The sequence below is a fragment of the Capnocytophaga canimorsus genome (assembly GCF_002302565.1).
GTDB classification, from domain to species: Bacteria; Bacteroidota; Bacteroidia; order Flavobacteriales; family Flavobacteriaceae; genus Capnocytophaga; species Capnocytophaga canimorsus.
Map to the genome: position 1 here is coordinate 849205 of NZ_CP022382.1, position 15207 is coordinate 864411.

15 protein-coding genes are annotated in these 15207 nt (G+C 35.3%); 6 read left to right on the forward strand and 9 right to left on the reverse strand.

Annotated elements, in window-relative coordinates:
• Positions 1 to 30: 30 nt before the first annotated feature.
• Together CGC47_RS03740 and tatC are read right to left on the reverse strand one after the other, a co-directional pair.
• Positions 31 to 684 (reverse strand): hypothetical protein, encoded by a 654-nt coding sequence (locus CGC47_RS03740; protein WP_042001856.1) that lies wholly within the window; start codon positions 682 to 684, stop codon positions 31 to 33.
• 14 nt (positions 685 to 698) lie between these two features.
• Positions 699 to 1544, reverse strand: coding sequence for a twin-arginine translocase subunit TatC (gene tatC / locus CGC47_RS03745; protein WP_042001859.1), 846 nt, complete (start codon positions 1542 to 1544; stop codon positions 699 to 701).
• Positions 1545 to 1783: 239 nt separating this feature from the next.
• Between tatC and CGC47_RS03750 the strand changes: the two genes are divergently transcribed.
• From CGC47_RS03750 to CGC47_RS03760, 3 genes are all read left to right on the forward strand, one after another.
• The gene (locus CGC47_RS03750; protein WP_042001862.1) at positions 1784 to 2068 is read left to right on the forward strand and encodes a hypothetical protein; all 285 of its coding nucleotides are present in this window, start codon (positions 1784 to 1786) and stop codon (positions 2066 to 2068) included.
• Between the two features lie 150 nt (positions 2069 to 2218).
• Positions 2219 to 2935 carry a GLPGLI family protein gene (locus tag CGC47_RS03755; RefSeq protein ID WP_042001865.1) on the forward strand — a complete coding sequence of 239 codons (717 nt, stop codon included), beginning with the start codon at positions 2219 to 2221 and terminating at the stop codon, positions 2933 to 2935.
• Between the two features lie 6 nt (positions 2936 to 2941).
• Positions 2942 to 5596 carry a carboxypeptidase-like regulatory domain-containing protein gene (locus CGC47_RS03760; RefSeq protein ID WP_052456184.1) on the forward strand — a complete coding sequence of 885 codons (2655 nt, stop codon included), beginning with the start codon at positions 2942 to 2944 and terminating at the stop codon, positions 5594 to 5596.
• Positions 5597 to 5600: 4 nt separating this feature from the next.
• Here the strand turns inward: CGC47_RS03760 and CGC47_RS03765 are convergent, their stop codons facing one another.
• The 6 genes from CGC47_RS03765 to CGC47_RS03790 all read right to left on the reverse strand — a co-directional run bounded on the left by CGC47_RS03765 (position 5601) and on the right by CGC47_RS03790 (position 11250).
• A complete protein-coding gene (locus tag CGC47_RS03765) occupies positions 5601 to 6692 on the reverse strand; it encodes a BT_3928 family protein (RefSeq protein WP_095900000.1) in 1092 nt (363 codons plus the stop codon).
• A gap of 16 nt (positions 6693 to 6708) precedes the next feature.
• Positions 6709 to 7251: a DUF1599 domain-containing protein gene (locus CGC47_RS03770; protein ID WP_095900001.1), complete on the reverse strand. Its 543-nt coding sequence runs from the start codon at positions 7249 to 7251 to the stop codon at positions 6709 to 6711.
• 15 nt (positions 7252 to 7266) lie between these two features.
• Positions 7267 to 8925, reverse strand: coding sequence for an OstA-like protein (locus tag CGC47_RS03775; protein ID WP_095900002.1), 1659 nt, complete (start codon positions 8923 to 8925; stop codon positions 7267 to 7269).
• 236 nt (positions 8926 to 9161) lie between these two features.
• Positions 9162 to 9716 (reverse strand): hypothetical protein, encoded by a 555-nt coding sequence (locus tag CGC47_RS03780; protein WP_042001871.1) that lies wholly within the window; start codon positions 9714 to 9716, stop codon positions 9162 to 9164.
• Positions 9717 to 9738: 22 nt separating this feature from the next.
• Entirely contained in the window at positions 9739 to 10806 is a 1068-nt protein-coding gene (locus CGC47_RS03785) for a chorismate-binding protein (protein ID WP_095900003.1), read from the reverse strand.
• A gap of 24 nt (positions 10807 to 10830) precedes the next feature.
• Entirely contained in the window at positions 10831 to 11250 is a 420-nt protein-coding gene (locus CGC47_RS03790; RefSeq protein ID WP_095900004.1) for a PaaI family thioesterase, read from the reverse strand.
• A gap of 275 nt (positions 11251 to 11525) precedes the next feature.
• On the opposite strand from CGC47_RS03790, the gene CGC47_RS03795 reads away from it, so the two are divergent.
• The 3 genes from CGC47_RS03795 to CGC47_RS03805 are packed head-to-tail and all read left to right on the forward strand — an operon-like array spanning position 11526 to position 14617.
• Complete coding sequence (locus tag CGC47_RS03795; RefSeq protein WP_052456185.1) at positions 11526 to 12128, forward strand: coiled-coil domain-containing protein; 603 nt, start codon at positions 11526 to 11528, stop codon at positions 12126 to 12128.
• Positions 12129 to 12806 carry a tRNA (guanosine(37)-N1)-methyltransferase TrmD gene (trmD, locus tag CGC47_RS03800; RefSeq protein ID WP_042001874.1) on the forward strand — a complete coding sequence of 226 codons (678 nt, stop codon included), beginning with the start codon at positions 12129 to 12131 and terminating at the stop codon, positions 12804 to 12806.
• 41 nt (positions 12807 to 12847) lie between these two features.
• On the forward strand, positions 12848 to 14617 hold the full coding sequence (locus tag CGC47_RS03805; RefSeq protein WP_095900005.1) for a peptide MFS transporter: 1770 nt from the start codon (positions 12848 to 12850) through the stop codon (positions 14615 to 14617).
• Positions 14618 to 14683: 66 nt separating this feature from the next.
• On the opposite strand, the gene CGC47_RS03810 is transcribed toward CGC47_RS03805, so the two are convergent.
• Complete coding sequence (locus tag CGC47_RS03810; RefSeq protein ID WP_095900006.1) at positions 14684 to 15196, reverse strand: energy transducer TonB; 513 nt, start codon at positions 15194 to 15196, stop codon at positions 14684 to 14686.
• Positions 15197 to 15207: the final 11 nt, after the last annotated feature.

The window sequence follows — 15207 nt, forward strand, 5'->3', positions numbered from 1 at the left end:
GCCATTAAGCTACTATCGTTTTGGCTTTCGCTAAAAATCAAAGCGATAAGGAATTTCATCCAACTCATCTTCTAAATCTACCCAATCGTGCACTTCTGAAACGATAGTAAAGACCATACTTTCGGTAAGTACTTTACCTTGATAGATATCAGAAATGGTTTTTTCAGACATATCGGGCTTCAAAAACGTATCATCGCCAAAGAAATCAACAGCCCATGTTTTGTACACCTTAGGGTCGGTGGTAAGTTGTGCAAATTTCTCTATTTTTTCATCTATTTCAAAGTTTTCTTCCCCTTGCCAAGTAACTCCATCGAGTGTCCAAATCACGAAAGGAATATCAGTATCCGAAAAATTTTTGCGGTAATAGGGCAAAAACACTTTTGGAATTTTTTTCTCAAAGGCTTGATTATTGGCTTCTTTGGTGTCTTCAAAACTGGTTGAAGGCACAATGATACAAGCCTTATCAATAAAGTAAATAGAAAGCGAAGTGCCGTCTTCTTCCTCAAAACCAAACCCAATTTGAGCTTCCGAACCATCGTATTCCTCTTGCTTGCTTTTGTAGTAAGTGTGGTACGTTTCAAATTCGTGTCCGCAAATAATCCAATCAATAACTGCGCGCCCTTTACAAATCTGTTTCAAAGTTTTGGCGTCAGGAAGTTGTTCCAAGTAGGCTTTATAATTCATAAACCTAAAAATTTTTAAATAGATATATTGTTTTTATTTATTTCTTGTTTTTTTAATGCGATTTGTTGTTTTCTAACCACATACGCTGATATAAAGATGCTTACCTCATATAAGAAAGCTATAGGAATGGCAACAATAATCTGACTTGCTACATCGGGGGGGGTGATAATAGCCGCCAAAATAAGTACCAAAACCAAAGCGTGTCTGCGATATTTTCTCATAAAAGCGGGGGTAATGAGTCCTAATCGGGTTAAAAAATAGATGATTATAGGTAACTCAAATACTAATCCACACGAAATCACCGAAGAGCGTACTACCGCAATATACGAAGCCAAATCAATCTGATTAGCCACCTGATGGCTCACCGTATAAGTACCCAAAAAATTAACCGAAAGCGGAGCTATTAAATAATATCCGAAACAAACCCCTAAAAAGAATAAAAATGAAGCCACCAAAATGAAACCACGAGCCATACTTCGTTCATTTTCATACAAGCCAGGGCTGATAAATCGCCACGTTTCATACAAAACATACGGGAAAGCAATGATTACTCCAGCCCAAATGGACGTCCAGATATGTGCCGAAAACTGCCCTGCCATAGTACGATTTTGGATGGTAAATGGCAATTCTTGAGAACAAAAAGTACTCTCGAAATCAAATATTTGTGAAATTTCACAAAACATACGATAAGTAATGAAATCGCCCTTTTTAGGACCGAAGATGATTTCATCAAAAATAAAATCTTTGAAGAAGAACGCCACCACAGCCACAATTAAAACAGCTAAAGTAGCACGTATTAAATGCCAACGCAATTCCTCCAAATGATCTAAAAAAGACATTTCGTCTTTAGTTGTTGCCATAAAGCTCTTTATCTAAATAAAAATGGTCAAATCAGTACCGTTTTTTGCCATTTTTGCCTCAAATTACAGTGTTGCAAATATACCACCTTGTTTGAAATTGCAAAAAAATAACTCACTTTTTTTGACAAGGCATATATAAAATCTCAATAGTTAAATAAAAGTTAAAATTTATTTATTTTTTGCTTTTTTTATAAATTTATTTTATTTTTGCAATAAATAACAATTAAAATTACTTAATTATGAAAAGGTTTTTATTTAGTGCTTTAGCACTTGGTTTTGGGGTAGTTGCGTATGGAAACACCATTACTTTGGAGGAAAAGGAGGCAAAAAAAGTAGTTATTGAAGTTAAAACGTATAAACAAGAATGCCTTGAATACGCGAGAAATGCTGTTCGCCACGAATATTCACAATGTGGAGGCATCAATGACAGTGAACAATTTAGAGAAGCTTTTTGGTGGTATTATGATGTTTGTGATGAGGTTGGTGCAGAAAATACCTTGTTACCCATTTGCGTAGAGCAGTAGAAGTGTGTTATAAAAAGCACAATGGTAGTTCTGATTGTCGGGCTGAGCGTAGTCGAAGCCTGAAAGAAAAACTTTTTTAATGTAGAAACAAGTACCAAATACAAGGTTGCTTACTTTACCAGTAAGCAACCTCTTTAAAAAATAATCCTTATGAAAAAAATATTTTTAGTTTTCTTATTTTTAGGGTCTTTTTCATACACTTATGCCCAAAATTATCGCTTTGTTTATACCACTTTGGCGAGTATGTCTGAAACGGAGCTGATGAATATCAAAGACCCTAACGTTAAAAAACGGATAGAGGAACGTTTAAACCGAATTAAAGATTTGGAGTACGAGCTTTTGATCGTTGGTAATAAGGCTCGGTATAACTTTTACGGAAAACTCTTAGCTCCTGAAGGCTATCGTCCGCCATCAAATCGAAAATTTTACTACTTTGATAATAAAGTAGTTGAAGATGTAACCTTTAAAAGAGATAGCAAACGTTTTTTTGTAGAATATCCCATAGATTTTTTTAAGTGGACAATTACCAAAAAATCGGCTGAAATTAACGGATACACCTGTTATTACGCTTTTTGCGAAGTCAAATACGATGATTATAGAGGGATAGGTACTTATATTATGGAAGCGTGGTTTTGCCCCGATTTTCCGATGCAGTGCGGACCAGATGAGTATTTTGGTTTGCCTGGGGTAGTCTTTATCGCCAAACAACAAGGGGCGCGTTTTAAAACCGTTTTAAAACGTATTGAATTTTTAGATACAGCTCCTGACTTGAACTTCCCAAAAATAGAGAAAACAATCAATTCTGACCAATATACCGATGAGTTTAATAAAATGATGGAGAAAGATTTTGGTCCTAGACGTTTATAAGTTATCGTGCAGAAAATCACCTTATTTTTATTCTTTTTTTGTGGTATAGCATATACGCAAACACGCGTTTTTACTGGTACGGTAAGTGATAGCCTTGCTCCGCTGGAAAGAGCTAATGTTTTGGCACGACCTCTAAATCAAAAAAACGGAGTGCTTTTTGCCATTACCGATCATCGTGGGCGATACCGCTTGGAGCTTCACCATAATACAGATTATCAACTATCGGTTTCCTATTTGGGTTATGCTCCTCAAAGCCTTGAAATACGTGCCGAAGACAACCTATCAGAGCATCATTTTTTACTGAAAAGTAAAGGCGAAGTACTTAAGGAAGTCGTCATTTCGTACGAGCACCCGATTGTAATAAAAAAAGATACCATCACGTACAAGGTAGATGTTTTCACCTTGGGTAACGAACGTAAAATGAAAGATGTTTTGGAACGGTTACCCGGTGTGGAAGTTGATGAAAACGGAATCGTTTCCGTACAAGGAAAAGAAGTAACACAAATGCTCGTAGAAGGGAAGCTCTTTTTTGGCGGAGGTTCCAAATTAGCTATTGACAATATTCCTGCTGATGCCATTGACAAAATACAGGTTATTGACCGTTACAATGAGGTATCTTTTTTAAAAGAAGTTTCAACCTCCGAAGATTTGGCAATGAACGTACTACTAAAAGAAGAAAAAAAACGATTTGTTTTTGGAGAATCGGAAATAGGGGCGAATTTTAAAAAACACCACCTGCTTCACACCTCTGTGTTTTATTACCGTCCTGAGTTGAATTTATGTGTCATAGGTAATGGCAATAATTTCGGAAAATCAGCTTTTAGTTTTCAAGATTTGGTTCGCTTTCAAGGAGAAAGCAGTCGATTTTCTTTAAAAAAGCCAAAATTACTCACCAATTTATCCAACTTTGTAAAGGATAATCATAATATGAGCAATCATAAATCGGATTTTGGAGCCGTTAACTACGGGTTTTCACCTAACGATAAGCTATATATTAGTGGTTTTGGGGTGTTTTCCAAACTTTTCTCCGATTATCAGTATGAACATCGCATAGAACATTTGGCAAATACCAATCCGTTTTTTGAATTTCGGCAAAGAAGTATTATACAACAAGATTTATTAACAATGGCAAATGTAAAATTAGATTATAATCCATCTGAAAAGGAAAAGTGGTTTTATAACTTACATTGGGATATGAGCCATAGAACATCTGATACACATCTCACTACATTTTTTGGCAAAAACAATATAAAAAACGTCGCCTCCACATTTAACGATGATAACATCTCACTAAAACAATACCTCGAATGGCACAAAGCTTATAACGAAAAACATACCATCACATTTGTAGCCAACCACATTTACCAAAATACTAATCCGAAAACCAATTGGCAAACCCCAGCATTTTCAGAGAATAAATTACTTCACCTTGTTAGTAGTGATTTGTATTCTATAGCACAAACCAAAAGACATCATCAAAATTATTTAGATGTACTTTTTAAACACTATTGGATTGTAAACAAGCAATCACATCTTTATTTTAACATTGGCAGTCGATTGGAAATTAAGCAATTGCACATAAGGGAGGCGCAAATTCTTGATGATAACAATATTTACGATTTAGCTCGAATAGGATTCGGCAACGACATCAAACACGGTTTTACAGATGCCTTTTGGGGTGTTGATTATCGTTTTAAAATTAAAAAATTAGTGTCAAAATTTTCCTTTTTCAATCACTATTATGTGCTAAATACATCCCAACCTGATAGAAGCCAAGTTACAACTTTCGCTTTCGAGCCCGCCTTTGAAAGTAAATACGAACTAAACGATAACGAAGATATTTCATTTTATTATCTGCGTAAAAACGAATTCCCTAATGAAAATTTAATGGCAAGAAATCTAACTTTGCAATCTTATAACCAATTTTTTAAAGGAAATTCCACTTTATTCAATGAAATATTTGACACTTTTACCTTGTCGTACAATAAAACAAGCTATTTTTTAAAAGCATCTTTGTTTTCTAAATTAATATACAGCCAAAAGTCAAGGAACATCATACAAGAAGTCTTTTATGAGGGGATAAACAAACTTACTACTCCTCTTTGGGGTAACTATCCTGAAAAAACTTGGAATTTTTCAACCCGTATTGAACGAAATATTTACCGAGCTAGACTTGAGCTATTGTATCAATATCAATCTTTGAATTATCATCACAAAACAAACCAAATTCTCTCAGAAAACAAGCACCTTTCACATACTTTAAAGGGAAAAATTAGAATGAAATATGCCAAATCAAATATATTCACGTTTTCATATAATAAAACTTTCAATACCTTTAAAGGGCTTTCGCAAACAAAATTAACAACAGATTATTGGTCGGTCTCCTCTGACCATACGTTTGCTTCTTTTTCCAGTGGTTTACAGTATGCCTATTTTAAAAGCACCAACCATACCTACAATCAAAAAAGTGATTTTCAAATATTAAATCTAACTTTAAACTATCAGAAAAAATCGGCTCCTTGGGGTATTAACTTAACTATCAACAACGTATTAAACACCAAAACAAAAGTGAATAGCTCTATTTTTAACGATTTGATAACAGAACAAACCACACATATCCTCCCCAGAATAGCTTTGTTGTCAATTTATTATAAATTGTAAGAAGTTACAGCTGCAGTTTGGTTGCATCGTTAAAATGTTTTTTATCAATAATAGTTCCTTTATTGAGTAACACAAGACCTGGATTAGAACGGATTATGGTTTTTAGAGTGGTTTCATCGGTCAGGTAAAAATCAAAATTAAGTTCAAAATCCTTCACGATAGTTTCAGCCAAAGGTAGGGTGTAGGTCATTCCTACCACTTTATACCCAGCTTTAAGTGCTTTGTCAGTAACTTCTTTGATGGTTTTAAAAGCTTTTTTCTCGGCTTTGTCAAGTCGATAACAAACCACCAAAAGCAGTTTTTCTTCCTGTATAAATTCACTTGTATAGTCAAAATCCTCTTTTTCTATGGTAAAATCGTGTATAGGAGGGACATACCCTCTATCAATTTCTTCCGTTTTTACTTCCAAAAACTGTCCTTCTACTTTAGGATAATCTCCCATAGTGGTAATAACTTGCTCTTTGCCATCTACTTGAAATTTCCAATGATAAGCGAATTTGGGTTGAGGGGCATTCTCAGGAATTTGCATTCCTTCAGGAATATTTGTCCCCACCTTATATGCACGAAAATCGACCACAGGCAAATGATTGTACACGTGCATCACAAAAAAAACACAAGCTACAAAAGCCATAAGCGTCACAAAAAGGGGTTCGCTTCCCTCAGTAATAGGCGAAATGTATTTTTGCCCCCAAAATAGTATAAGGGTCATTGCCATTAAAACCATATCTTTAGCAAAAGATTGCCAAGGGGTAAATTTAATAGCATCTCCAAAGCAACCGCAATCAGTAACTTTATTATAATACGCGGAATAGAAAGTCAGAAAAGCAAAAAACACCAACATTGCCAAAAGCGACCAAAGCGTTACTTTTTTGGCGTATCCCAATAGAAGCATAACCCCTAAAAGCACTTCAGCAATACAAACCGAAATAGCCAACACCAAAGCCAAAGGCTCAAGAAAAGGCAAATTAAGTACTTGGGCACTAAAATATTCTTCTAATTTGAAAGCAAAACCTACAGGGTCATTCAATTTTATAAGCCCACTGATGATGAATATAACACCTACTATAAGTCGTATTAAATGAATAAGATATTTCATATTTTGAAGCAAAGAATTATTTATTTTCGTTCAAATGGATTAAAGCAAAAACTGCATAATTAAGTATATCTTGGTAATTTGCTGCAATGCCTTCGCTGACCAAAGTTTTCCCTTGATTATTTTCTATTTGTTTGACACGCAGTAATTTTTGCAAAATTAAATCAGTAAGTGAACTGACTCGCATATCACGCCAAGCCTCGCCATAATCGTGGTTTTTATCTTCCATTAGTTGGCGGGTTTGTTCCACTACTTTGTCATACCATTGGGTAGCTTGTTGGGTATCAAGGTCAGGTTGCTGAGCAACTCCTTTTTCGATTTGAATTAGAGCCATTGCCGAATAGTTGACAATCCCAACAAACTCAGCAGTCTCGTCCTCTTGAATTTTTCTAGGTTTGTTTTCCTGCAACCCTCGAATGCGTTGAGCCTTGATAAAAATTTGATCGGTAAGTGAAGGCAATCTCAAAATCCGCCAAGCGCTCCCATAATCAGTCATTTTACTAACAAACAATTGTTTACATTGACTAATAACCTCATTATATTGAGCTATGGTTTTATTCATAATAAGATGTATACGTTATTTTTCTTCAGATGTTTTTTCTTGAATTTCAAAGGCTTTATTTATTTCCTCAATATCATTTTCTTCTGGTGTTTTCAAACCACTAATGGGTTGGGGCTGCATATTTTTTTCTTCATCACTGAAAATTTCATCTTTATTTCGAATGCGTTCATCACCTCGCCACACGAATTCACGAAATTTTCGGTCGTTGATATGAAGCTGGTCTTCAGGATATAGCGCTCCTGAAGGATCCGTAATAAAAACAACGCTATCAATCTGTTGCTTTTCATCGAGAAGCAATTTGATACGACTACACGCCAATTTATTGATGCCTACCAATTGATTTTTATCGTCATAAACGTATTGTATGGATTCCGTATTTTGAATAAAATCAATACGTTTGAGTCGGTTATTTTCAAATTTTCCGTACAGGCTCTTGCCTTTCACTTGATTGTATCCGTCGCCAAGGGTATCTTTTTCCACCACAAAGGCATTATCAAACACTTTTAAGGAGTCCATTTGTTCAGTTTTTAAGTTGGAAATCAGATGGATATTATCTCCTGTCATTTGACTTTCACCCGACCAAGCCACAGGACGACCAATCAATTGGGTAAGCCCATTGATTTCCGAAGAGTGGATAGAATCGCATTTTGCTTGCATATCCACCTTAAAGATACGAGCGTCAGGAAAGGCACGAATTACCCTATTTTTCTCCTTTCCTGTAATCAAAATCTTTTTGCCGTGCATATACATCGAATCCTTTTCTACTAAAGTAATAATTAAAGGTTTGCGAGTAATAAACATCGAATCTTGAGCCTTATGAAGTTCACCATAATGTCCTTTAACAATAGTTTTATTGATGGTATCGGTAATTACGATGTTATTAGTTGCAGAAGAAAATTGTTTCCGTTTGTCAAAATAAAGACTATCGCCAACTAAAGTTTTAAAATCGTAATCAATTTTAGCTTCTTTCATAAAATATCCCTGTTCATTACGAGTATCATAGAAGCCTCTTTTGCAAAAAACTTTATAGTCTTGCCCAGTTATGGTGGTAGCCCCATACAGATAAGCATTACCTGTTATATGATAATAATCAAGCACTTGTGATTCTACCGTAAAATCCTTATTTACAATCTTAACCGAATTGGTGAAATGATTTTTTCGAGGGATGATGTAATACTTACCCGATTGACTAGTTAGCGTATTCTCTTGGTCTATAATGGTTCCAAAATTGTTGTAATATGCCTCTTGAGTATTTCGGTCTAAAAATAACTCTTCGGTTTCGAGTCGCATTTTATCATTACGAAGTACTACTTTTTCACGAGCTACTGCCGTTTTTAAATTTCCGTCATAGGCAATGTATTGGCTATCCATTTTAAGAGAATCTCCTTGTTGTAAAAAGACATTACCAAAGGCAATAACCTCATTTTTTTTATCGTAAAGTACCGCTACGTCGCACCAAACATCTATTCCTTGATGCCTGAATTGCACCTGACTATCCCCTGATTTATTGAAGATCGTAGCTCCTGGATATTTTTCTTGGTCGATAGTTAAATCACTTTCACTGACAATTTCTATCTTTTTACTTTTTTCGGCTGGTTGCTGACCATAGGCAAAGAATAACCCCACTGCAAAAAACAGAACCAATGTACGTATGTATGCTATGTTGAGTATCAAAATATGGTATCTAATTTTCTTTGACGTGCAAAGTAAGAAAAAAATTGGAAAAACACATTAAGTAAATGTCTTTTTTGTAAAAAACAATTTCATATCAAAGTGTAATATTGACTTGAAGGTATAAAATCTCGAAAAGAAGACCTTTTATCAAAGGCAAAAAAGTTACGAAAGCAAGATGTAAACAAAACCCAGCACTAGAAATACTCATTTTTTTTACTTCAATGTTATACAATCCACTATCTGACAAAACGAACTTTTTTGATGATAAAATAATCGTAAAGAGTCGGGTCAACAGCATAGATTTCTTGGGTTCTGATATTTTCAACAACAACAAAATCGTGGTCTTTAAAAAACGACGATTGAAAATATTGATGGATATCATTGCCTAAAAACTTCAACTTCCCTATATAAACTTTAGCTACCCATTCTTTATGCAAATTATTCTTTTTCAGCATATAATTACAAACCAAGGCAAAAAATTGAGCATATCCCATACAATTGGCTTTTTGAGTTTCTAATAGCAGATTAGGATTATCTCCACACTTTTCAAAAGAAAAAGTTAAAGTTTCAGAAGTAACTTTTTGAGCAATATTAATAACATTCTCTATATCAAGATCTTCTATAGAAATACCTTCCAATTTTACCTTCAATTCGTTATTATTTAGGGCGAAATTTCCTCTATTTCCAACGGATTGATAAGTGATAAGATTGCGATAGATATCACCTCGAAACAACCAACCCATAAGGACAATTACAGCTATAATCCCTAAAAAACGACGAACATATTTCATTGACCTTAAGATATTTATAAAATCAAATTACTGAAAGCATTGTTCGAGCTTTGTTTTGGGTTTCTTGCCATTCGCTTTCGGGGTCTGATTGACTAACAATTCCTCCACCAACATACACAGAGATGCGCTCTGCAGTGATTTTCATACAACGCAAGTTCACATAAAAGTCTAAAATATTTTCAGCAATATTTGAAATCATTCCGCAGTATCCCGTGTAAAATTCTCGGTCATATCCTTCATTTTGAGCAATATACTCAAAGGCTTTTTCATAAGGAAAACCACAAACCGCTGGTGTTGGGTGCAATTGATTTACGACAGAAAAAACATCTTGTTCCTCTTTGAGCGTTGCTTCTATGTGAGAACACAAGTGCACTACCGAACCCGCCCTAACCGTTTGTGGATCTGATACTTGTAACTGATTTACACACTCTTGTATTTTATCTACAATTACATCGGTTACAATTTGTTGCTCTTGTTTTTCTTTCTCTTTCCAAATGATATCTTTTTGTTCAACATAGGGTTGCGTCCCTGCTAAAGCCATCGTAGTTATCTGATTTCCTTTGATTTTAAGCAATATCTCGGGTGTTGCTGCTAACCAAGTACCCACTTCAGAATGATAAAATAAATAGCAAAACGCATCAGCGTACTTCTGAGTCATTCTTTCAAAACTTGATAGTGGATTTCCTTCTTGTAAAATGCTAATTTCTCGTGAAAGCACTACTTTTTCAATAACTCCGTTTTGAATGGTTTCAATGGTTTGCTCCACCATTTTTTTGTAACGGAAAGTTTCTTCCTCATCGTTTGGTAGATTTTCATTAGTGGCAGTTGGAACATCAATTGACTCAATTTGAGCCTGAAAAGCATATTCCGCAGGTAAAAAAATGGTAGGTTTTTCCTTATCAAAAGGAGCTAAAACAAAACCTTCTACCGAAAAAGAATCATTGAAATAGAACAACTGATTATCTTCCTGATGAATCAGCTGAATTTGCATACTATTCGGATTTTTAAAAATCACAAAAGGAATTTCTTTTTCAAGCAATTCGGTTGCTTTACCAATAATTTCGTTATATTGAAGCGTATTTTTTTCCAAATGATAAAAAGATTAAGTTATTATTTAAGAAATCGTTACGGTTGAAAGTTTACAAAGTGAAATCAAATTCTGATGCTCATCGGTTACCTTAATCTGCCAAAGTTGGATGGTTTTTCCACGATGTACGCACGAAGCCTTTGCAAAAACCGTTTCACCTACTTTAACACTTTTCAAGTGATTTGCACTTAATTCTACACCACGAACTTTTTGATTTTCAGCCCTAAAAAGAAAAAAAGCAGCCGCACTTCCTACCGTTTCAGCAAGAGAAATCGTGGCACCACCGTGCAAAACACCATCAATTTGAGTTAGGTTTTGAGTAACCCGCATTTTAGCTGTCAAATAGTCTGTGCCAACATCAACGTATTCAATACCCAAGTAAGCCATAAAATTGCCTTTTGAGGTATCATTAAGTTTTTTTAATATTTCGGTTTTATTTATAATCATCAGAAAAAAGTTATTTTTTGATGGGTAAATGTACAGAAAATCCGATTACCTACCATATTTTTTAAATAAGTTTTGCAATTTCGTTAAATTTTTATTTTTATCAAACTTGTTTTAAATACAATACAAAAACCTGTAAATCAAAATTTTGACATTTATTTCTTTCTTAGATATCAAGTTCAAACAATGAAAATTTTATACTTATTGAGTGTTTTTACTACTCTCCTTTCATAAAAACCTAGTATATTTGTTTCCTTGAAAAAAAAATAAAATCGGTTATGAGAAAGAATTTTACAATGTGCTTGTTGTTGATTTTTGTATTTATCTTTTCAAAAGGAATTGCTCAAGAGGTACAACCCAGCGAAAAACGTGAAAACACCATTAGTAATCAGTTTGACGAAGTAATTTCAAAATCAAATTCTTATCAGCATTTTAAGGTCATTGACCGTTCTAAATTGATGCTTTTACAAAAAAACATTTCAGACACCTTAAAAGGCTTCAAAAATGAGATGCTCGAAAAAAAAGAAACTATTGAGAACCAAAAGAAACAAATTGAGCAGCTCAATGTCAAAATAACCGATTTGGAAAAATCTTTGGAGACTACTAATAATGAAAAAGATAGCTTTAATTTCTTCGGAGTACTTATTTCCAAAGGGTTGTATTCAATTATTATGTGGAGCATTGTTTTGTTTTTAACCTTTTTATTGGTCTTTTACATACTGCGCTACTCAAAAGGTAAAGTAATTACTCAAAAATCGCTTAAAGATTTGGAGGAGCTACAAGCCGAGTACGAAAGCTACCGTGCATCGGCAATTGACCGAGAGCAAAAAGTACGTCGGCAGTTGCAAAACGAAATCAACAAAAACAAAGAATTACGATAAATGCGAATTGATATTATTTCGGTACTTCCCGAATTGATAACGAGTCCTTTTGAGGGTTCAATAATGAAACGAGCTGTAGAAAAAGGATTGGCAGAGGTTTATTTTCATAATTTAAGAAACTATAGCACAGGAAATTACAAACAAATAGATGATTATCAGTTCGGCGGAGGGGCAGGTATGGTGATGATGATTGAACCTATTGACAAGTGCATCTCAAAATTAAAAAATCAGCGTAATTATGACGAAATCATCTATATGACCCCTGATGGTGAAACACTTAATCAAAAAATGGCAAACCGATTATCTTTGTATGAAAACATCATCATTCTCTGTGGGCATTATAAAGGGGTAGATCAGCGGGTGCGCGACCATTTCATTACCAAAGAAATTTCCATTGGTGATTATGTCCTTTCAGGGGGCGAACTGGGGGCAGCCGTACTATGTGATGCTGTAATCCGCCTCATACCAGGGGTTCTTAATGATGAAACTTCGGCACTAACCGATTCTTTTCAAGATGATTTATTAGCTCCGCCCGTGTACACTCGCCCTGCATCGTATAAGGGTTGGGAAGTTCCTGAGGTTTTACTCGGTGGTAATTTCCCTGAAATTGAGGCTTGGCGTGAACAAAAAGCCTACGAACATACCCTTAAAAGACGACCCGATTTACTCAAATCATAATCATTCACTAAAAATTTAATCACATTTATATCCGTAAATTTATGACCACCGATACGCAAAATTCAGTATTTTTCAAATCGAAAGTTTTAGGGCATCCCTCTGGGTTATTTATTTTGTTTTTTACCGAAATGTGGGAACGTTTCTCCTTTTACGGAATGCGTGTTTTGCTCATTCAATTTTTAACGGCTAAAGTACTTTTTGGCGACCCGATGTCCGGCTGGGGCTGGTCTGCCGAACAGGCTGGCGCCCTGTACGGAACTTATGTTATGTTTCTGTATATCACACCCATTTTCGGAGGAATTCTTGCCGATAAATACATCGGTTCACGTTGGGCGGTAATTATAGGGGCGATTATTATGACCCTCGGACACGCCTCAATGGCTTTCGATACTCACGCTACTTTCTTCGCAGGATTGGCTCTTTTAGTTTTAGGAACGGGTTTTTTCAAACCCAATATGCCTGCAATTCTAGGAGCTATGTACAAAAATCTTCCTGAAAAAAAAGACGGCGCTTATACCATTTTCTATATGGGGGTAAACGCAGGAGCTTTTTTTGGAATGATGCTTTGTGGTTATGTTGCTGAAACTCTTGGTTGGCATTGGGGCTTTGGGTTGGCTGGTATCTTTATGCTTTTAGGTACTTTTCAGTTTTGGTTGGCAAGCCCCATTATGGGCGATTTAGGTTTACCGAATAAGAAAGTGGAAAAATCAGAAACCCAAACCGATGAAACTCTAATCGAAAAAAGAAATCCGTTTACGGTGATAGACTATATACTTATCGCTTTAGTAGGAGTTATTGGTTTCATATATGCCTTCAATGACCCCCTTTCCAAAAACGGTATCGTGGATATTTTTCACTTTTTAGACACCAATTTAGGAGGGCATTTGCTTCGCGGACAAACCATTATGATTGTGTTTGCCCTTTTGGTTTTCATTTACTTAGTGATTTCACGTATCGTTCGGTATGAAAAAATTGTCAGAGACCGTATGTTCGGAGTAATTATGTTAGCCTTTTTCTTGATTTTCTTCTTTATGAGTTTTGAACAAGGTGCTACCTCGTTGGTTTTGGTGGCTCGAGATTACATTGACCGCCGATTGGAAGGCAACGGACTACTGGTTTTCAACATCATAAATACATTACTCACCATAGTTCCTTTACTTTTGATTTCGTATGTTTTAATCCGATTGGCTCAAGTAACTTGGAAGAAAATCGCGACCTCAAACCTTGTACTATTCCTTTGTTTTATACTCATTTGGGGGGCTGCCATCTGGATGCTTCAACGCGAGTTTTCGGCAGAGGTTTCTGAAATTAAAGTATCGTGGTTTTCTATCCTAAACTCTTTCTTTATCATAGCTTTAGCTTCTACCATTTCCAAGATTTGGGACTCAAAATACAACCCATCAGCTGCTTTTAAATATGGTTTCGGATTGCTTTTCGTAGCCTTAGGTTTTTTAGTTTTAGGTCTGGGGGCTATGGAGGCATCGGAAGGTGTAAAAATTTCGATGGTATTTTTGGTTATCACTTACTTACTACATACCATTGGGGAATTGTTCATCTCGCCTGTGGGGCTTTCGTACGTTTCAAAATTGGTACCTGCTCGTATGCTTGCCTTTATGTTCGGAATGTGGTACATTGCCATTGCTATTGCTCAAAAATTGGCAGCCATTTTAGGCGGACAAGTACAAGTCATTAAAGAGAATTATTCGCTAAGTCATTTCTTTTTCCTCTTTACGATTATTCCTGCTGCCGCCGCTGTATTGGTAATGCTACTAAATCCGATTTTGAAAAAACTAATGCACAACGTTAAATAATTCCAATCATAAGACACTCAATTTTAAAAAAGCCCACAGAGATTCTTCTTATCTGTGGGCTTTTACTTAATCATACTTGAATAATATGGGATAAAAGAAATAAACCGCTACGGGTTTTCCTTGATGCTTCCCTGGAATGAAACGCGGTAACTTCTGAATAATTTCCCGTGCTTTGATGTCAAAAAACTCATCGGGGCTACGCACATTTGCTATGGTAACACTTCCATCGATATTGATACGAAATTGGACAATAACACGTGTTTTTAATGGCATTTCACAATGATGATGCTCAGGATAATACATGTTTTTCTGAATATGCTTATCTAAATTTTCTTTAAAACAATCAAACTGTTTGTCTTTGGGTACATTTTTACAAACTTCAAACATCGGTTTTTCATCTACTGCATTGAAAGGAAAACCGATATCTTCAACAGAAAAATTTTTGGGATTTATGATAGGCTCACCACAAACAGGTCGGATAGAATCGTGTTGGATTTCAACAAACAAATCAATCTCAAAAGCAAAGCTGTTTGAACTTAGAAATAAAATGCTTACCAAAGAAAAGTAATTTTTTTTCATCTTTTTGTGAT

Coding starts and splice junctions, on each gene's coding strand:
- CGC47_RS03740 (WP_042001856.1), bottom strand. CDS start 684: ATGAATTATAAAGCCTACTTGGAACAACTTCCTGACGCCAAAACTTTG.
- CGC47_RS03790 (WP_095900004.1), bottom strand. CDS start 11,250: ATGATTATAAATAAAACCGAAATATTAAAAAAACTTAATGATACCTCA.
- CGC47_RS03780 (WP_042001871.1), bottom strand. CDS start 9,716: ATGAAATATGTTCGTCGTTTTTTAGGGATTATAGCTGTAATTGTCCTT.
- CGC47_RS03795 (WP_052456185.1), top strand. CDS start 11,526: ATGAGAAAGAATTTTACAATGTGCTTGTTGTTGATTTTTGTATTTATC.
- tatC (WP_042001859.1), bottom strand. CDS start 1,544: ATGGCAACAACTAAAGACGAAATGTCTTTTTTAGATCATTTGGAGGAA.
- trmD (WP_042001874.1), top strand. CDS start 12,129: ATGCGAATTGATATTATTTCGGTACTTCCCGAATTGATAACGAGTCCT.
- CGC47_RS03805 (WP_095900005.1), top strand. CDS start 12,848: ATGACCACCGATACGCAAAATTCAGTATTTTTCAAATCGAAAGTTTTA.
- CGC47_RS03765 (WP_095900000.1), bottom strand. CDS start 6,692: ATGAAATATCTTATTCATTTAATACGACTTATAGTAGGTGTTATATTC.
- CGC47_RS03750 (WP_042001862.1), top strand. CDS start 1,784: ATGAAAAGGTTTTTATTTAGTGCTTTAGCACTTGGTTTTGGGGTAGTT.
- CGC47_RS03755 (WP_042001865.1), top strand. CDS start 2,219: ATGAAAAAAATATTTTTAGTTTTCTTATTTTTAGGGTCTTTTTCATAC.
- CGC47_RS03810 (WP_095900006.1), bottom strand. CDS start 15,196: ATGAAAAAAAATTACTTTTCTTTGGTAAGCATTTTATTTCTAAGTTCA.
- CGC47_RS03770 (WP_095900001.1), bottom strand. CDS start 7,251: ATGAATAAAACCATAGCTCAATATAATGAGGTTATTAGTCAATGTAAA.